The sequence below is a fragment of the Chitinophaga deserti genome (genome assembly GCF_003149455.1).
Taxonomy (GTDB): domain Bacteria; phylum Bacteroidota; class Bacteroidia; order Chitinophagales; family Chitinophagaceae; genus Chitinophaga; species Chitinophaga deserti.
Window position 1 is genome coordinate 139,370 of record NZ_QFFK01000010.1, and the last position, 18,348, is coordinate 157,717.

Here is an 18,348-nt window from a genome sequence, read left to right on the forward strand (position 1 = left end):
GAAGTAATACACGCAGCATTGCCTTTACCCTGATGGGTGAGTTAAAAAAAATCAGAAACGGAAGTATACACCTACCTGTGCGCCGATCCATCTGTCTTTCCATGTTTTACTGCCATCATGGAAAGATGAGGATATGGTGTATAGCGGTTTTAGGGCACGGTGGCCGCTTTCAGGTATAGGATCATTGATCACATGGTCGCCGGGGCCAAGGCGGCCACCACCTGAGGTATTGATGCGGTTCAGCATATTCCAGGATAGCCCTGCTACAACAGCCCATCTTTTTCCAATGGTTCTTTCTGCCTGTAGTCCTATCCGGTGGAGGGTTTCGGTGATTTCAATTGATTTGCTGATCATTCCCAGGGAGTCGGCGGTAAGCGCATCTTTAATTTTCCCTGTCGTGAAGTTAGCCTGTGCATGCCAGTCGTCGTTGAAGCTCCAGCGGCTGCCTGCTCCAAAGCGCCAGGAGGAATACCGGGAAGTGGCGCTGTAACTTACTATACCATGCAGCATGCGAATACCTCCTTTAAAGAGGACGTTTCCCGGAAATGTTTCGCTGACTTCCACACCAACAGTTGTATATCGGGTGAAGATGCCCCGGTTACCTGCAAAGCCCCGCTGCTCCAGGGGACTACGATATGTTGGGGGAGATGTGGATGCCAGTCGCCCACCAGATATGGCTTCAATTCGATTCCGGTAAGCCTTCTGCCGAAGGTGCTCGTCCTGTACAATCGTTCGTACCGGGCGGGTTTCTTCCGGAAGATTATGGGAAGGAGTACCGGAAGATTCCCGGTTAGCCGGTTGATTGTGATCTGCCTTCGTTTGCCCGTTGCCGGAAGGGGAGGATTTTCCTGTGGGTAGCACTTCTCCGGCTGTAGTATTTTGTTGGGAAGATGTGTTGGCAGGGCCGGTAGTTGCAGGTTTATCTGCCTGCGCAGAAGAAGATCCTTTGACCGTTGTAGGGGAGATACTGTTCTTTACATTGACAGGGGCACGCTGATTGCCGTTCGTGGTTTGCCTGCCTGCATTTCTTTCCCCGGATGATTTTTCCGTGGGTTTTATTTGTTCGGTAACAACCGGCTTTTTACGGGAAGCAGTAAAGATGACGTGGTCCTGGTAAACTTTGTAATCCGTCTGCAACTGCGCTTTCATCATGTCCAGCAGTTCTCTGGCAAGCCAGTCTTTTTTCTGCAGCCTGATCTGCTGGCCGGGCCTGAAGGTGTTAGAGCCAAAAGAGAACTGAAGCCCTGTTTGCCGGGAGATCTCTTTCCGAAGGTCGTTCGCACTGAGCTGTGTGGAAGGCAGCGAAATTCTTTTGCGCAGTGCATCCTGTGCCGGGAGCCGTATGGCACACAGGAGAAATATCAGCGGCCACCACTGTATACATTTCTTATTCGCACGCATTTCCATAAATGTAGACAGTATCGTGGGCTTTGCGATATTCCAGCCGCAGGGATTCTGTGATCACAGTCAGCACGTAATCCAGCGGTTTATCGTTAAATGAGGTGTTGATGCGGCAGCTGGCCAGGGCGGGGTTATCCAGCTCCACGGGTACTCCGTAGGCCGCAGAGATAACCCTGATTGCTTCTCCGAGCGGGGTGTCGTTAAACTCGAAGACTGTTTTCGATGGTATTACACCAGGTGAATGTTGTTGATTTTGTGCAAAACGATGTGTTGCCGGGTAATAGACGGCATGCATCCCTGCTTTCAGCAAAGTACTGTCCTGTTTCCCGATTGCCATTACAGCGCCTTCGCTGACATCTACCGTAATACTGTCGTGGTACCGCTTTATTTCGAAAGCAGTGCCCAGTACACGGATGATGAGGGGATTGGCATAAACGATGAAAGGGTGTTCCGGATCAGCTTTCACGGAGAAAGCTCCGTTGCCGGAAAGTGTGGCGGTACGGCTTCCATCAGTGGTCTGCGACCAGGATAATTTGGAGTGGGGTGGAAGTGTTGCCAGGGAGCCATCCGGCAAAGTATGATCCCTGCTGGTAGAGGCAGCTTCGAAAACAATAGTGGTCTTATCTGCCGGATGAGTGCCTTCCCGGAAGAGGAGCCATGCACTGCCTGCCAGCAATACTAATGCTGCGGCTGCCACCCACCGCAGCCAGATGCTGCGTACTACGCGGGGAGACTGTTGGGATTGTTGCCAGCGGTTCCATTCTTCAGGAACGTTGGGAGCCTGATAAGACTGGCCGGGGCCCGATGCTTCCCAGGTATCCTGCAGCTGTCGGAAAGCTACTGCGTTGGCGGGTACTTCCAGCCATTCGCCAATGGCCATAGCCTCGTCTGGCCCCGCCTCTCCGGCCAGGAATTTAACGAGCAGCTCGTCGGTAATGGTGATATGTTGCTGATGGCTCAAGTACAGTTAGTATTCAACCGGGATTTAAGATAACAATTTATCGATATACAAAAATACAGCTCCTCCCAGTGCCAGGTAATCCGCGAGTTTTTCACGCAGGATGCGGAGTGCTTTGCTCATTTGTGTTTCCACGGTTTTTACGGAAAGGGAGAGTGTTTCTGCGATTTCCGCATATTTCTTTCCCTGTTCCCGGCTAAGTGTAAAGATCAATCGGCATTGAGGAGGCAGGGAGTCAAGTGCTTCTCCGATCCGTGCGCTCAGTTCCGCAGTTGCCAGTTTACCACCGGCATCGTTGGCAGACGATCCTTTACTGCTATGTGCCAGCCATTCCGCATACTTTCTCCCATTGCCTTCTTTCCGGATGCGGTTAAGGCAATGATTATGAACGGCACGGTACAGATAAGGGCCGAGTTCTTCCCCGCTTTCCAGTTCATCCATCTTTTCCCAGAGCCGGGAAAAAACAGCCTGAATAGCATCACTGGCTTCGTCCTGATCTTTCAGCATCGTATAGGCATAACGATGCAGTTTTCCATACCAGGTATGAAAAACGTGTTGAAAGTTCGAAGTCAGGTATTTCTTTCCGTTGCTGTCCAATGTTCGTCTGCGGCACCTTCATTCCGGGCCGGTCTTCACAAAGTAAAACACGCTAAGGGGAATTTACCCCTACTGAAGGAGAAATTTTTTTTAGAAAAGGACTCTTTCCAGCTGGCTGGGCCAGGGTTGCTCGGGTTTTTCCCGAAGCTGGAGGGTATGGAGGTGGTGGTAATTGTGGTAAATGGTGAAATACAGTACCTCGCGGGTGGTAAGTTTACCAAGCAGCGGGTGGGGGAGCTGGTAGCGGTCGAGTTCTTCTTCGGTCCATTGCCCGGTGAGGCTGATCATCTTTGCTTTCTGTGCCTCAAACTGTTTGAGCAGGGTATGCCGCTGATCGGCTTCCGTTACCGGAGGTACGTAGGGCCGGGTAGAGGTGGCACCATGCTTCAGGAGCTGGCGGTATGCATCCCGGATCTCTTCAAAACTGCGGGAAGGTTTTGCCGGTTTGCCAAACCAGCGGAGGAAGAAGCGGGGCATGCTCATGGCCTTGTTTACAGGCTTTGCACTGCGGATAAGATGATCGAGCTGCTGCCCGGCCGACCATTTGCCTTCAGGGGAAACGATAAAACGGTGATCGGACAAGCCGCCGATGAATTCAGAAAAATCGGTAAAACTTTTATCTAGGAGTTGCTGGATATCAGGTTGCTGCATAATAGGTTGGGTTTCATTCTAACACTTCACATTCAAAGCCCTGCTGCTGAACGAATTGTATGATGGATCGTTCGTCAACCCTCATGTCTACGACGCGGAGTACCTTGTCGCAATCCTCAATGTCCACGTTGCAGGACGCTACTTCAAAGGTATTACAAATTGCGCTGATAACACGTTTTCGGGCATGCATGGTTCCGATATTGGTCCTGAAGATGCCAATACGGGCTAATGTGGGAGTGAGATGGCGTTGCATATAGTCGGGTTTTAGGAAAGTAATGGTTATTCGGGTTGCCGTTCGGTAGTTTGTCCTTCTTCCGGCTGCCATCTTTTACCCCAGCCGCAACGGTCGAAATGACTTTTCAGTTTTTCTTTTTCTTCGGGAGACATGTGTTCCATTTTCGCCTGCATGCGTTCCCATTTTCTTTTCTTCCATCCTCCTTTATCATGATCTTTCGGGAAGCCGCCAAACAGGAGCTTGGAAAGAATGAATAGGCCGAGTGCCTGCCAGAAATTGATGACCGGGCCATTGAATAATTCGGGAATCAGCCAGTTCCAGAGCATCATGATGCCGAAGCCGAGTAGGGTAACGAAGCCAACCCCAAGGGCAATAAACCCTGCTATTTTTAATCCGGTATAACGTTTCATATGCTTCATCTTTATGCGTTTTTCAATTCGTTGTACAATTGCACGAGCCTTTCCCGGAGGTAAAGCACGGCGTATCTTTTACGGGACAGCAGCGTGTTTACAGGCACGCCCGTCAGTTCCGCGATTTCTTTAAAAGGCCTGCCTTCCACTTCATGCTGCAGAAACACAAAGCGCTGGTCTTCCGGCAGTTCATCAATGGCTTCCGTGATCGCTTCCGACATGAATTTCCTGAGCATGGGAACGTCCGTTTTGGAATCCGCATCAGCCAGTATGTCTGACAGGTAAAGGGGGCCGTCTCCATCTGCGCCTTCGAGGGCATGGTCGGAGAAGCGGTCTTCTTTCTTTTTCCTGAACCAGTCTGTTATACGGTTACGCGCCACGGCAAAGAGCCAGCCTGTCAGCGATTCAATGGGTGAGCCTCCGCGGATGTACTGGGTGAACTGGAACAGCACGTCCTGCAGAATATCTTCCGCATCGGCACTGTCATCCACCCGCTTGCGGATGAATTGCAGCAGCCGTTGGCGTTCTTTTTCTACCGTACGCTGTATGCGCTCGTTTTGTTCCAGGGCCATTGGTTTTTTTATGGAGAGCCACTCGTTCATCTTATGGTTAAAGACGAACATCGCGGCCGCATATTGTAGGTTTTCCGAACTTTTTTTAAAGGACCTTGTAATTTTAGATGATGCACGACCACGCCCATTCCCCCCTCCCGGTTACCGGCCAGCTCAACCGCGCCTTCCTTATCGGCATAGGCCTCAATCTGTTATTCGTAACTGTGGAGGCCGCCGCAGGTATTGCAACAGGCTCTCTAGCCCTGCTTTCCGACGCCGGTCACAACCTCAGTGATGTAGCCAGCCTTGGCCTGTCTATGGTCGCTTTCCGCCTTGCACGGATCCCGCCCAGCTCAAGGTATACGTATGGCTACCGAAAAAGTACCATCCTTATCTCATTATTAAATGCCGTCATCCTCCTCGTGGCAGTGGGGGCTATCGGGTACGAGGCTGTTCGCCGGTTGCAAAACCCTGTACCGCTTCAGGGTGGAACGGTGGCCGTAGTAGCCGGGGTTGGTATCGCCGTAAACACAGTTTCCGCACTGCTCTTTCTGAAAGATAAAGATAAAGACCTGAATATCAAGGGTGCTTACCTCCACCTGGTGGCCGACGCCCTCGTTTCGCTGGGTACCGTAGTGGCAGGGTTACTTATGTTATATACCCACTGGTACTGGCTGGATGCCGCAGTGAGCATCGTAGTAATGGTCGTAATCGTTTACAGCACCTGGGGACTGATGACAGACAGCCTCCGCCTTTCGATGGACGGTGTTCCGGGAGGCATTACGGTAGAGGCGGTGCAGGAGAAAGCCAGGGGAATTCCCGGTGTGGTGGATCTGCATCATGTCCACATCTGGGCGGTAAGCACTACAGAAAATGCACTCACGGCGCATGTAACCATAGCGCCGGCGCTTTCGGGAGATGAAGTTACACGGGTGAAGCACGACCTCAAGCATATGCTCGAATCATTCAGCATTATACATGCCACGCTGGAAACGGAATATAACCATGCCGACGAAGATGTCGGGTTCTGATTACTGTACCGCTATCACGTATTTTTCCTGGAAGAAGTCCTGCGGGAAGAGTTTGTAAACAGGAACCATTTTGGGACGTACGCCACTTTCGCTGATCTCGGCCGCCAGATCGCCCCCTTTAAGGCAGACAAGGCCGGTAGGGCCACCGCCGGAGGGTTTTTTAATGAGTGGTTTACTCCAGTGCCAGAGGTCTTTCAGGGGCGCCACTGCGCGGGAAACCACCAGGTCGAACTTGCGGTTCTTAATATCTTCAACACGGGTGTGCTGCGTTGTTACGTTCTGAAGGCCAAGGCCCTCCGCCACGGCTTCGACTACTTTAAGCTTTTTGCCGATAGAATCTACAAGGTGGAATTTTACCTGGGGAAAGAAAATAGCCAGCGGTATACCGGGGAAGCCCCCGCCTGTACCTAAATCCACCACCTGGTAACCGGCGGGAATATCCACTACGGCTGCAATAGCCAGGGAGTGCAGTACGTGCTTCTCGTACAGGGAGTCAATATCTTTCCGGGAGATCACGTTTATCTTCTCGTTCCACTCCTGGTATAAAGGTCCCAGCAGCCGGAACTGTTCCAGCTGTTGGGGAGTAAATTCACTGAAATACTGTAAAATCTGATCCATGCTATTTCCACTTGCTTCTTCCTTTCGCGAAGAACAATGCGGGCGTGAAGATAACATAATATAGGAACATGAGAATGTCCATCAGCCACACATACCAGAACAGGTCGCGCTCATCCAGCGTTTTAAGGGCAAAGCCGGAGATCACGGTCTGCACTACGATACGCAGCCCCAGGATGCCCAGCGTGAAGTAGAGCATAGGCGTGTAAAACAATGCCAGTGCAAGGGCGGGGTAGAAGAGGAAGTGCGTGAGGGAAAAGAGCCCCAGCACGAACTTATGCCCTGTTTTATAGTAACGCCCGGTGGACATATGCCGTGTTTTTTGCCCGAACCAGTGCTTCCATTTACGTTTAGGCTCCGAATATGCAAAAGCCATTTTGTCGATCACCACAGCCGTATTTTTACTATTGGCTGCCCGGTTCACGAAAAGATCATCGTCACCGGAAGCAATATGCTGGTGGGCGGTGAAGCCTTTATGCCGGAAAAAGAGATCTTTCTTATACGCCAGGTTACGGCCCACACCCATATAAGGCATGCCGGAAAGGGCGAAAGAAAGGTATTGCAGGGCGCTGAACCAGGTTTCGTAACGGATAACCTTATTCAGGAAGCCGGGCTTTTTGTAGTAAGGGCCGTATCCTAACACAATTTCCTTGCCTTCCGTGAAACCCTGAGACATCATGGTAAGCCAGTGAATACTGCCGGGTTTGCAATCCGCATCCGTTAAGGCCAGTGTTTCAAACTTGGCACCTTTGATACCTATCGACAATGGATATTTCTTACCGGGAATGAATTTAGCAGCCTGCTTGATCTCGATATGGCGGTAGTGCGGATAGCCGTTTTCGATAGAAGCGAGGTAATACTTGGAGTCGTCCTCCGAATTATCGTTCACCACAATCACTTCATACGAGGGTTCGCCATGTACCTGGTATCGCTGCTGGAGAACGGTGGGGAGGTTCATGGGAAGGCTCCTTTCCTCGTTCTTGGCGCAGATGATAACCGACATATCCTCGGCCGGCGGCTGGTCGAGGTCGAACCTGCGCTTGTAAAAAGCTACGCGGGAGAAGAAAACCAGGTAGTACAACACCTGTATACCCGCAATCGCGGCGAATGAATAGAAAAAGATTAAGCCCAGATTATCTGACATAAGGGTCAAAAATATATGTTTTTATTTATCTATGTAATGTTGTGGAAAAAATTAATATAATCCGCAGTTTGGGGGAAAACCGGGATTATTTCTTTTTCCGGTACCTGTGGAAACTCCTTTAAAGCAGATCGCTACCCGGATCATGAGCCGGTGGAAGATCGCCGGTAAAGAAGGCCTCATACACTTTATTCACATTTTTACCGGTTGGAGAATATTCCCTGGGCGCTTCCATCTGGGGGCGTTCCCTGGCCAGTACCCTGCGTGCGTCTGCCAGCAGGAGGGGGTGTGCTGCCCAGAAGCCGGGCGGAATGGTAAGTACGGCCTTGAGGAGATCGCCGGGATAATAATCGGTTTCGAGGAGCATATTATCTGACAGGATGCGCAGCGCCAGGGGTACCAGGTACAGGCAGCCGGTTTGCTGGCCTATCATGAACCGGATATCGCCCGGTTCATATTCCGAAAGTGGCCGCGGGTATAGTTCACGCCACCGGCTAACGGTGCCGGATTCCATATCGGTGTTGGGGCAGTCGTGGTTTTTGCCTTCCAGCTGTGCCAGCGACCTGTTCTCTTCAATTTTCATATTTACCTGAAAAAAGCAAATGTAAGGACTATCCTTGTAAAGGGGTAAGACATCTTTTTCATTGTCTGTTAACCAGTTATGACGGGTGTAAGCTCCACCTGCCTTTTGCAGGACCTGCTGACATCCTGCTGCCATCCTCCATCGATCCTCCATCCATGTCCAGCAACAACAAGGGTTTGATGGAGGTTGGATGGAGGATGGAAGAAGGTTGGATGGAGGATTGATGAAGGATGGATGCCTGCCCATTCCCCGAATTTCAATACCTTTGCACCCTGAAAAAAACAGCGAGGCTTTGGATTTTAAACTGATCAATACAGACCCTTCCGGCGCACGGGCCGGGGTTATTACAACGGACCACGGCGTTATTGAAACGCCTATTTTCATGCCCGTGGGCACCGTTGGTTCGGTGAAGGCCGTTACCCAGGAGCAGCTGCGCAGCGATATCAATGCGCAGATCATCCTTGGCAACACTTATCACCTCTACCTGCGCCCGGGTATGGAAGTACTCCGTAAAGCCGGGGGGCTCCACCGCTTCAATGGCTGGGAGCGTCCCATCCTCACCGACTCCGGCGGGTACCAGGTATTTTCCCTCGCTGCCAACCGCAAAATCAAGGAAGAAGGGGTGGTATTTCAAAGCCATATCGATGGATCGCGCCACCTGTTTACCCCCGAAAATGTAATGGATATCCAGCGGAATATCGGGGCCGATATCATTATGGCCTTTGATGAATGTCCGCCGTACCCCAGTGAATACGGATATGCCAAACGCAGTATGGAGCTTACCCACCGGTGGCTCGACCGCTGTATCCGCCGCCTTGCAGAAACGGATCCCATATACGGGCATGAGCAAACGCTCTTCCCCATCGTACAGGGCAGCACGTATAAAGACCTCCGCCGTGCCTCCGCAGAAGCCATTGCCAGCCGTAATTGTGCCGGTAACGCCATTGGCGGGCTGAGTGTGGGAGAGCCTGAAGAAGATATGTATGAGATGTGCGGCATTGTTACGGAAATACTGCCGGTAGAAAAGCCCCGTTACCTCATGGGTGTGGGCACCCCCTGGAATATCCTGAACAATATTGAACTGGGCATCGATATGTTCGATTGCGTAATGCCCACCCGCAATGGCCGCAACGGGATGCTGTTTACATGGGATGGTGTGGTGAATATCAAGAATAAGAAATGGGCCGATGATTTTTCTCCCATCGATGCAAAAACACCCTGTTTCGCCAGTCAGCAATATACCCGCGCTTACCTGCGCCACCTCTTTGTGGCAGGGGAATTCCTGGCACTTACACTGGCCAGCATCCATAACCTGGCGTTTTATCTCGACCTGGTGAAAGTAGCCCGCCAGCAGATACTGGCCGGTACCTACGGGGAATGGAAGCGCAAAATGGTGCCGCAGTTAAAGACAAGGCTGTAACAGTATGTTAAAATTGATCACCATACGATATATTGCATTTGCATTTCAGCCGGAATGCTAGCTTTGCAACCTGACGGCGCAGCCGTTCCGAAAAATCCATATGAAGAAGCTCGACTGGTATATATTACGCAAGTTCATCGGTACCTTTATCTATTCCCTCATGGTGCTGCTGGTCATTTCCGTGGTGATTGACATCACGGAGAAGATCGACGACTTTCTGGAGCACGACCTCTCTTTCGGGTTCGTATTCATGAACTATTACATTGGCTTTATCCCCCACATTGCTGCGTTACTGTTCCCGCTGTTCATCTTCATTTCGGTGATCTTCTTCACTTCCAAGATGGCTTACCGTACGGAAATTGTGGCCATGCTCAGTGCAGGTATGAGCTTCCGGCGTTTTTTACGCCCTTACTGGGTAGGAGCCATCCTGTTCGGCACTATCCTGTGGGCAGCCAACCAGTGGGTAGTCCCCAAGGCCAACCGCATCCGCACCACCTTCGAAGCTAAATACGTAAGCGCGCCCAAAGAGCACAAAGCGCTGGAGAATAAATCGATGCGGGTAGATACCACTACCTATATCACCTTTGGTTACTACGATCCCAATTATAAAAACGGGTCCGATTTTATCCTCAACCGGATAGACGGACAGAAGCTGATATATACCCTCCGGGCCGACCGTGTTACCTATGATTCCACCACTAAGAAGTGGAAACTGGAATCTGTCACCGAGCGGCATATTAACGGGATGAAGGAATCGGTGACCACGAAGTCTGACACCAGCCTGAAGATGGCGCTTGACCCCTCGGAACTGATAGAGGTGAAGAATAAGCAGGAAGCGATGACCACGCCGGAGCTGAATAAGTACCTGGCCATGGAAGAACTGCGGGGTGCGGAAGGGCTGAACGTTTACTATGTAGAAAAATACCGGAGAACATCTGCTGCTGTGGCTGTAATTATCCTCGTGCTGATCGGTGCCATCCTTTCCAGCCGGAAAGTACGTGGTGGCAGCGGGCTTCACCTGGCCATAGGGATCGTAATCAGTGCAACGTATATCCTTTTCATGCAGTTCTCCACTGTATTTGCCACAAAGGCCGACCTCGACCCTCTGCTGGCGGCATGGATTCCCAACTTTGTTTTCGCAGGACTGGCCTTTTATCTCTATTTAAGGGCGCCCAAGTAACCCGGCTGACCATTTTGGGCCAAAACCGGAAAATATCCGTTAAATCTGTCTTAAAAGGCAGGTATTTTTATGATTAATCATTACTTTTGTTCATTGATCGATTACGTTAATTTTTCTAAATCATTGTGGGAAAATGAGTTATATAAAAGAGAAATTCAAGGCAAAGGCAGATGAACTGGGCGCAGAGGTTAAGGACCTGCTCAAGAATCATGGAACAAAGAAAGTAGAAGATGTTACGGTGGCCCAGGTTTACCAGGGCATGCGTGGCATTACAGGGCTGGTAACAGAAACCTCCCTGCTGGATGCAAATGAAGGTATCCGTTTCCGCGGATATTCCATTCCCGAACTGCGGGAACATCTCCCTAAAGCCCCCGGAGGTGCAGAACCACTCCCGGAAGGTCTTTTTTACCTCATGCTCATCGGTGAACTGCCGACTGAAGCTGACGTTCAAAACCTCAGCAGTGTGCTTGGCCGCCGCTCTCACGTACCCAACCACGTGTTTGACGCTATCAACGCGCTCCCTCTCCATACTCACCCGATGACCATGTTCACCGTTGGTGTAATGGCTCTCCAGACAGAATCCGTATTCGCTAAAGCTTATGCCGAAGGCATGAACAAGAAAGAATACTGGAGCTATATGTATGAGGATACCCTGAACCTCATTGCGCGCCTGCCCCGTGTAGCCGCTTATATCTACCGCCGCAAATACAAAAACGACCAGCATATTCAGCCCGATGGCATGCTCGACTGGGCAGCCAACTTCTCTCACATGCTCGGCTACGAGGATGAAGGATTTAAAGAGCTGATGCGTTTATACATGGTGATCCATGCCGACCACGAAGGCGGTAACGTGAGCGCCCATACCACACACCTCGTAGGCTCCGCTCTCAGCGATGCTTACCTGTCGTTTGCTGCCGGTATGAATGGTCTTGCCGGTCCCCTCCACGGCCTGGCTAACCAGGAAGTGATCAAATGGATCCTCGATATGCGTGAAGAACTCGGAGGTGGTGTGCCCACTAAAGAGCAGATTGATGCTTTCGTGCGTAAAACCCTTGCAGACGGTAAAGTAGTGCCCGGTTACGGCCATGCCGTTCTCCGCAAAACCGATCCCCGCTTCACTGCGCAGATGGAATTTGCGAAGAAACACCTGCCCGATGATGAGCTGGTACAGATCGTTTGGAGAGTATACGATACCGTTCCCGGCATCCTCGGTGAGCTGGGTAAGGTGAAAAACCCCTGGCCTAACGTAGACGCACACTCTGGTGCCCTGCTGTTACATTACGGCCTGCAGGAGTATGAATTCTATACCGTACTCTTCGGTGTTTCCCGCGCCCTGGGCGTACTGGCTTCCCTCTGCTGGGACCGTGCCCTCAGCCTCTCCATCGAACGTCCGAAATCCGTGACTTCCGAATGGATGAAAATGTTTGTTGAAGGTAAAGTAGAAGCCTCCGCCGAATAATCCGGTAGGTTTCAACCCAAGATACAAGCCCGGAAGCACTGCTTCCGGGCTTTTTCATAATACCTGCCGTTTGCCTTTTCCTTCGAAATTGCCGTACTTCGTACCATCGTTTTTAGCGCTTGAGTTTCATAGCATCCATATTAAACAATCCGATAGAATACCTGAAGGGCGTAGGCCCTCAGCGGGGTGAGCTGCTGCGTAAAGAGATCAATCTCCACACCTTCCGCGACCTGCTGGAATATTATCCTTTCCGGTATATCGACCGCACACGTATCGATAAGATCCGCCACCTGAGCGGTATGGAAGAATTTGTGCAGATCCGCGGGAAAATTGTTCAGATGGAAGTAGTGGGGGAGAAGCGCTCCAAACGCCTCGTGGCCACCTTCCAGGATGAAACGAGCCGCATGGAACTGGTATGGTTTCAGGGCTGGCAATGGATGGAGAAATCGCTCCGCGAAAACGTTCAGTATCTCGTATACGGCCGCGTATCGCAGTTCAACGGAAAGTTGCAGATTTCCCATCCGGAAATGGATCTGCTAACAGAAGAAATTGCCGATGGTAAACAGACGCTGGAACCCGTTTATTACACCACGGAAAAACTAAAAGCCCGTGGCCTTACCGCCAAAGCCATCGGTAAGCTAAGCCGCAACCTGCTGGAGCAGCTGTCTCTCAGTGAGATCCGTGAGAATATACCCCACTCCGTTTTGCAAACCTACCGGCTTATGCCACGCGGACAGGCTTATTTCAAAATACATCTGCCCGCTAATGAAGAAGAAGCGAAGCAGGCCCAGCGCAGGCTGAAGTTTGAAGAACTCTTCATTGCCCAGATCCGCATCTGCCGCCTGAAGATCCGCCGGCATAAAAACAGCCAGGGCTTCATATTCAATGCCGTAGGCGATGTTTTCAATACTTTCTACAACGAGCATCTTCCGTTCCCGCTTACCGGTGCGCAAAAGCGTGTCCTGAAAGAGATCCGGAAAGATACCACCACCGGCCGCCAGATGAACCGGCTTGTGCAGGGGGATGTGGGAAGCGGGAAAACCATGGTAGCCCTGCTTTCATTGCTTATCGCGATAGATAATGGCTTTCAGGGATGCCTGATGGCACCTACGGAAATCCTTGCACAGCAGCATTATAAAGGCATATCCGAGCAGCTGAAAGATATGCCCGTTACCGTTGCCCTGCTTACCGGCAACATCAAGGGCAAAGCCCGTAAGGAGATCCTCGCCGCTACGGCTGCCGGGGAAATCAATATCCTCATCGGCACACATGCCCTTCTCGAAAAGGAAGTACAGTTCAAGCGCATCGGAATGGCTATTGTGGATGAGCAGCACCGCTTCGGCGTGGCGCAACGGGCACGGCTATGGGAGAAAAGCGAAACCCCTCCCCATATCCTTGTCATGACGGCCACCCCCATTCCCCGTACACTGGCTATGACCGTTTACGGCGACCTTGATGTATCCGTCATCGACGAGATGCCGCCCGGCCGTAAGCCCATCACCACGGTGCACCGTACAGAATACCAGCGGCCGCAGGTAATGGATTTTATTAAAGATGAAGTGAGAAAAGGGCGGCAGGCCTATATCGTATATCCGCTGATTGAAGAATCCGCTTCCCTGGATTTCGAAAATCTGACCAAAGGATACGAAGAAGTAAAGGCCTTTTTCCCGGAACCCAAATATTATATCAGCATGGTGCATGGCAAAATGGCGCAGGAGCTCAAGGAAGCCAACATGCACCGCTTTGTTACGGGCGATACCCAGATCATGGTGGCCACCACGGTAATTGAAGTAGGCGTAAATGTACCCAACGCCTCCGTGATGGTCATTGAAAGTACGGAACGCTTCGGGCTGTCGCAGTTACACCAGCTGCGTGGGCGCGTAGGCCGGGGAGCAGAGCAGAGCTACTGCATCCTGATGACAGGTAACAAGATAGGCAAGGATTCGCAGGAGCGGGTGAAGGTAATGGTGCAAACCAATGATGGATTCGTGATATCTGAGAAGGATATGGAGCTTAGGGGCCCCGGAGATATCGAGGGTACCCGGCAAAGCGGGCTCCTCGATCTTAAACTGGCAGATATTGTGCAGGACCGAACCATGTTAATCGCTGCCCGTGATGTAGCCGAGAAAATCCTGTCAGACGATCCCGACCTGACTGCCCCGGAAAATCAGCCCCTGCACGACTTTCTCGCCACCCAACGGTCAAAATCCGCATGGAGTAAAATATCCTGATCACTTTTACGTTGTTCATGATGGAATGACCGGCAGGGATGGTTTGTTTTTGAAAAGTTGAGCCCGCCTGATACCTTATTGTGAACCGTCCACTGCCGGTCGCCAACCAAATCCCGGACCGTAACATTTTACTGCTCCCGTCCGTTATTAATGTGTACTAGTTTTACAGGGACAATCTTAAAAAGTTATACCGTCTTGAAATCTACTCGCCCTATCGGAATTTTCAGTCTGCTGCAGATCGTAATACTGGTGATACTCGCCTCACCCGTTCTATCGCAGGATCATGGCCATTCACACAGTGGCATGACAACTGCGATTGAGTTCGTGGAAAACAAAGGGCAGTGGGATGGAAGCTTCCTCTACCGGGCTAACCTCGGTGGTGTTGGCATCTTCCTTAAAAAGAACGCCATCCGTATGATGCTGCTGCATCCCGGAGACCTCGACCGGGAAGATCTTGCCCGGCATGGGATGAAAACTGATACCGGGAAAGGCGGACCCATCTATAACCCCGATGGCGGTAAATACAAGCCGAAAGATATTGCCAGTCCGGGAACTACAGACTCCAAACCCGGTGGCGGAGGTAACGACGGATACGTTCCCGGCAAGATCCGGGGCCATGCCTACGAGATCACATTCCTCCAGGCCAATAAGAACCCCGTACTGCTCCCCTCTAAACCCACTCAGGAAAACATCAATTACTTTATCGGCAACGACCCTGCCCGCTGGAAATCAGGCCTTGCTGCCTACACGAACGTCCAGTACGAAAACTTATACAATAACATCGACCTCCAGGTGTATTCCGAAAGCGGGCAGATGAAGTACGACTTCATCGTTCGTCCGGGTGCCAACCCCTCCAATATTCAACTGGAATATTCCGGTGCCAAAGCCGTGTTCCTCAAAAAAGGTAACCTCCATGTCCAGACCAGCGTGGGAGAGATCGTGGAGCTGCAGCCATACGCTTACCAGTTCGTTAATAACCAGCGGAAAAAAGTAAACGTTGATTATCAGCTCAAAGGCAGCACCGTTTCCTTCCGTGTTTCCGGCAGGTACGATGCACAGTACCCGCTGGTGATCGATCCGGTAGTGGTATTTGCCACCCTTACAGGCTCACGCCCGGATAACTGGGGCTTTACCGCTACTTACGACGACGCCGGTAATTTCTATGGCGGCGGTATTGTATGGAATGTGGATTACCCCACTTCTGTAGGTGCTTATGACAACTCGTTTAACGGCGGCCGGATAGATATCGGTATTACTAAATTCAATGCAACAGGCAGCCGAATCTTGTACAGCACCTACCTGGGTGGTGGTGGCGATGAGCAACCCCATTCCCTGTTTGTAGACGGCGCAGGCAACCTCGTAGTTTCCGGGAGAACCAATTCCGGGGGTAGCTATCCGGCTACCACAGTAGGCCCTTGTGGTGGTGAAGATATCGTAGTTACCAAGTTTAATGCGAACGCTACGGCCATCATAGGATCCCTCCGCATTGGCGGTACCGGTATTGATGGCGCCAATATGCAGGCAGGGAAAGCTTCTGCGATCGACGGCCTCCTCCGTAACTATGGAGACGATGCCCGCAGCGAAGTAGTGCTCGACGGAAACGGGAACGTTTACGTGGCAAGCTCCTCCCAGTCGCAGGACTTCCCCACTACACCAGGCGTGTTTCAGCCAGCCTATGCAGGTGGCCGGCAGGATGCAGTGGTAATCAAGATCGCTCCTAACGTAGATCGCGTGCTTTGGGCAACCTATCTCGGTGGCGACCAGGCAGATGCTGCATATGTTCTGGCAGTGAACGGAGGTAACTCCGTATATGTGGCCGGTGGTACCGCCAGTGGCAACTTCCCCACCCGGGGAGGCGTGTATGGCGGTTACCGTGGCGGCGCATGCGACGGGTACATTACCCATATTGCTGCAGACGGCTCCAGCATCCTGCATTCTACCTTCCTGGGGTCCGATAACAGCAAGGCCGACCAGGTATATGGTATTCAGCTCGACCGCAACAATGATGTATATGTAATGGGTACCACGGAAGGTAACTGGCCCATCCGCCAGCCTGCCGGTACTGCTACTTTCTATAACGACAATTCCCGGCAGTTTATCACGAAGCTCCGGCCTGATCTGTCTAATATCATTTATTCCACCACATTCGGTAAAGCCGATCCTTCTCCCAGTATTTCCCCCGTGGCATTCCTGGTAGACCGTTGCCAGAACGTGTATGTGTCTGGTTGGGGTGGAAGACTGAACTCGAACTTCAATAACTCCGGTACGCGGGGGCTGCCCATTACGGCTGATGCAAGACAGTCCCGTACGGATGCCAGCGATTTCTATTTCTTCGTCATGAAGCGCGACGCGCTCGGCATATTATACGGTACGTATTACGGAGGAAACGGTTTGGCCGAACACGTAGATGGCGGTACCAGCCGCTTCGACCGTAATGGGGTGATTTATCAGGCCATCTGCGCTTCCTGCCAGCTGGATCCGGTTAGGGTACGCTTCCCCACAACTCCGGGCTCCTACTACACGGGTATGACCACCTACTGTAACCTGGGCGCCCTTAAAATCGCGTTCAACCTCGATGGGGTAAGAGCAGGTTTTACCACGCAGGAGAGAAGACGGAACTATTGCGCCCCGGCCAATATCACTTTCATCGATACTACCAATGTAAACGCGCAGCAGTGGATCTGGAACTTTGGAGACGGCTCGCCGGAGATATCCAATACCAGTCCTACCATGCAGCATACCTACCAGAACGTGGGGGATTACCGGGTACGGTTAGTGAAATTTGACCCTGCCAGCTGTAATGTTTACGATACTGCATTTATCAATATCCGGGTAAGGAACGATGAAGCCCGCGTAGCGTTAACTCACCGCAGGCTCGATCCCTGCCAGGCATTGGCGTATGAGTTTGTAAATACTTCCGTTGCGCCTGCCGGCAAACCATTTACCGATACTTCTTTCGTTTGGGACTTTGGAGATAACACACCTTTGCGCAGAGCAGGCCTCGGCCCTGTACAGCATAATTACGCAACAGAAGGTATTTATAATGTACGGTTGAGACTGATAGATACCAACTATTGTAATGCACCGGATGAGCAGGTAATTCAATTGCGCGTTGCTGCCAATGTGGTTGCGTTATTCAATGTGCAGGACAGCTCCTGCGCACCGTTCACCGCACAGTTCGATAATATCTCCAAAGGAGGCGTGACCTTTGAATGGGATTTCGGAGATGGAAGCCCCATTAACAGAGACATCTACCCAACGCATACCTACACCCAACCGGGCCGGTACCTGGTAACCCTCCGGGCGTTTGATCCCAATACCTGTAACCTGCGTGATGATACTACGGGCTGGATCACCGTAATGCCCGGCCCCACAGCAGCATATTCGTTCCTGCCTAACAAGCCGGTAGAAAATACGCCTACCACATTCACGAACGAATCGCAGAATGCGGTGCGTTATCATTGGGATTTCGGGGATGGTAACACATCTAATGATCCCAATCCCGTACACCAGTACCTCCGCTCCGGCATATATGAAGTTTGCCTGACGGCCTATACGGATTTCGGCTGCCAGGATACGGTTTGCCAGGAGGTATCCGCCATTGTGAATCCATTATATGATGTACCCACCGCCTTCTCCCCGAATGGAGACGGTATCAACGAGAAGTGGGAGATTAAAGGATTCGGCATAGTTAAATACGACATGAAAGTATTCAACCGCTGGGGCAGGCTCATGTTCCAGTCTAACGACCAGCGCCTTGGATGGGACGGCCGCTTTAACGGTACCGTACAGCCAATGGATGCATATGCCTTTGTATTGAATGTAGAATTTACAGACGGAAACAAGATCACCAAAACAGGAAACGTAACTTTGTTAAGATAGCGG

16 protein-coding genes are annotated in these 18,348 nt (G+C 51.4%); 6 read left to right on the top strand and 10 right to left on the bottom strand.

Going from position 1 to position 18,348, the window contains the following annotated elements:
- Positions 1-51: 51 nt before the first annotated feature.
- From DEV76_RS21540 to DEV76_RS21570, 7 genes are all read right to left on the bottom strand, one after another.
- Positions 52-1,401, bottom strand: coding sequence for a hypothetical protein (locus tag DEV76_RS21540; protein WP_109700013.1), 1,350 nt, complete (start codon positions 1,399-1,401; stop codon positions 52-54).
- On the bottom strand, positions 1,388-2,362 hold the full coding sequence (locus tag DEV76_RS21545; protein ID WP_109700014.1) for a FecR family protein: 975 nt from the start codon (positions 2,360-2,362) through the stop codon (positions 1,388-1,390). The genes DEV76_RS21540 and DEV76_RS21545 overlap by 14 nt, the downstream gene beginning before the upstream one ends.
- Positions 2,363-2,386: 24 nt before the next feature.
- Positions 2,387-2,956, bottom strand: a complete 570-nt coding sequence (locus DEV76_RS21550; protein WP_109700015.1) for an RNA polymerase sigma-70 factor — start codon at positions 2,954-2,956, stop codon at positions 2,387-2,389.
- 90 nt (positions 2,957-3,046) lie between these two features.
- Positions 3,047-3,607 (bottom strand): DinB family protein, encoded by a 561-nt coding sequence (locus DEV76_RS21555; protein WP_109700016.1) that lies wholly within the window; start codon positions 3,605-3,607, stop codon positions 3,047-3,049.
- Positions 3,608-3,620: 13 nt separating this feature from the next.
- A complete protein-coding gene (locus tag DEV76_RS21560) occupies positions 3,621-3,860 on the bottom strand; it encodes a hypothetical protein (protein WP_109700017.1) in 240 nt (79 codons plus the stop codon).
- Between the two features lie 26 nt (positions 3,861-3,886).
- Positions 3,887-4,261, bottom strand: coding sequence for a hypothetical protein (locus DEV76_RS21565; RefSeq protein ID WP_198652157.1), 375 nt, complete (start codon positions 4,259-4,261; stop codon positions 3,887-3,889).
- A gap of 2 nt (positions 4,262-4,263) precedes the next feature.
- Positions 4,264-4,824 carry an RNA polymerase sigma factor gene (locus DEV76_RS21570; protein WP_109700104.1) on the bottom strand — a complete coding sequence of 187 codons (561 nt, stop codon included), beginning with the start codon at positions 4,822-4,824 and terminating at the stop codon, positions 4,264-4,266.
- A gap of 107 nt (positions 4,825-4,931) precedes the next feature.
- Here DEV76_RS21570 and DEV76_RS21575 point away from each other — a divergent pair, with 107 nt between their 5' ends.
- A complete protein-coding gene (locus DEV76_RS21575; protein ID WP_109700018.1) occupies positions 4,932-5,834 on the top strand; it encodes a cation diffusion facilitator family transporter in 903 nt (300 codons plus the stop codon).
- Here DEV76_RS21575 and rsmG read toward each other — a convergent pair whose 3' ends face one another.
- The 3 genes from rsmG to DEV76_RS21590 all read right to left on the bottom strand — a co-directional run bounded on the left by rsmG (position 5,835) and on the right by DEV76_RS21590 (position 8,173).
- A complete protein-coding gene (gene rsmG, locus DEV76_RS21580) occupies positions 5,835-6,452 on the bottom strand; it encodes a 16S rRNA (guanine(527)-N(7))-methyltransferase RsmG (protein WP_232827016.1) in 618 nt (205 codons plus the stop codon).
- A gap of 1 nt (position 6,453) precedes the next feature.
- On the bottom strand, positions 6,454-7,593 hold the full coding sequence (locus DEV76_RS21585; RefSeq protein WP_109700020.1) for a glycosyltransferase: 1,140 nt from the start codon (positions 7,591-7,593) through the stop codon (positions 6,454-6,456).
- A 118-nt stretch (positions 7,594-7,711) separates the two neighbouring features.
- Positions 7,712-8,173 carry a contact-dependent growth inhibition system immunity protein gene (locus DEV76_RS21590; RefSeq protein ID WP_109700021.1) on the bottom strand — a complete coding sequence of 154 codons (462 nt, stop codon included), beginning with the start codon at positions 8,171-8,173 and terminating at the stop codon, positions 7,712-7,714.
- 292 nt (positions 8,174-8,465) lie between these two features.
- On the opposite strand from DEV76_RS21590, the gene tgt reads away from it, so the two are divergent.
- From tgt to DEV76_RS21615, 5 genes are all read left to right on the top strand, one after another.
- Positions 8,466-9,593, top strand: coding sequence for a tRNA guanosine(34) transglycosylase Tgt (gene tgt / locus DEV76_RS21595; protein ID WP_109700105.1), 1,128 nt, complete (start codon positions 8,466-8,468; stop codon positions 9,591-9,593).
- A 100-nt stretch (positions 9,594-9,693) separates the two neighbouring features.
- Positions 9,694-10,773 carry an LptF/LptG family permease gene (locus DEV76_RS21600; RefSeq protein WP_109700022.1) on the top strand — a complete coding sequence of 360 codons (1,080 nt, stop codon included), beginning with the start codon at positions 9,694-9,696 and terminating at the stop codon, positions 10,771-10,773.
- Positions 10,774-10,906: 133 nt separating this feature from the next.
- On the top strand, positions 10,907-12,232 hold the full coding sequence (locus DEV76_RS21605; protein ID WP_109700023.1) for a citrate (Si)-synthase, eukaryotic: 1,326 nt from the start codon (positions 10,907-10,909) through the stop codon (positions 12,230-12,232).
- A gap of 119 nt (positions 12,233-12,351) precedes the next feature.
- Complete coding sequence (gene recG / locus DEV76_RS21610) at positions 12,352-14,463, top strand: ATP-dependent DNA helicase RecG (RefSeq protein WP_109700024.1); 2,112 nt, start codon at positions 12,352-12,354, stop codon at positions 14,461-14,463.
- A 195-nt stretch (positions 14,464-14,658) separates the two neighbouring features.
- Entirely contained in the window at positions 14,659-18,345 is a 3,687-nt protein-coding gene (locus DEV76_RS21615) for a DUF7948 domain-containing protein (RefSeq protein ID WP_198652159.1), read from the top strand.
- Positions 18,346-18,348: the final 3 nt, after the last annotated feature.

Excerpts from the sequence above, each read along its gene's own strand:
- DEV76_RS21555 (WP_109700016.1), bottom strand. The coding sequence starts at position 3,607 with ATGCAGCAACCTGATATCCAGCAACTCCTAGATAAAAGTTTTACCGAT.
- DEV76_RS21600 (WP_109700022.1), top strand. The coding sequence starts at position 9,694 with ATGAAGAAGCTCGACTGGTATATATTACGCAAGTTCATCGGTACCTTT.
- DEV76_RS21590 (WP_109700021.1), bottom strand. The coding sequence starts at position 8,173 with ATGAAAATTGAAGAGAACAGGTCGCTGGCACAGCTGGAAGGCAAAAAC.
- DEV76_RS21570 (WP_109700104.1), bottom strand. The coding sequence starts at position 4,824 with ATGGCCCTGGAACAAAACGAGCGCATACAGCGTACGGTAGAAAAAGAA.
- DEV76_RS21560 (WP_109700017.1), bottom strand. The coding sequence starts at position 3,860 with ATGCAACGCCATCTCACTCCCACATTAGCCCGTATTGGCATCTTCAGG.
- rsmG (WP_232827016.1), bottom strand. The coding sequence starts at position 6,452 with ATGGATCAGATTTTACAGTATTTCAGTGAATTTACTCCCCAACAGCTG.
- DEV76_RS21565 (WP_198652157.1), bottom strand. The coding sequence starts at position 4,261 with ATGAAGCATATGAAACGTTATACCGGATTAAAAATAGCAGGGTTTATT.
- DEV76_RS21540 (WP_109700013.1), bottom strand. The coding sequence starts at position 1,401 with ATGCGTGCGAATAAGAAATGTATACAGTGGTGGCCGCTGATATTTCTC.
- DEV76_RS21585 (WP_109700020.1), bottom strand. The coding sequence starts at position 7,593 with ATGTCAGATAATCTGGGCTTAATCTTTTTCTATTCATTCGCCGCGATT.
- DEV76_RS21575 (WP_109700018.1), top strand. The coding sequence starts at position 4,932 with ATGATGCACGACCACGCCCATTCCCCCCTCCCGGTTACCGGCCAGCTC.
- DEV76_RS21605 (WP_109700023.1), top strand. The coding sequence starts at position 10,907 with ATGAGTTATATAAAAGAGAAATTCAAGGCAAAGGCAGATGAACTGGGC.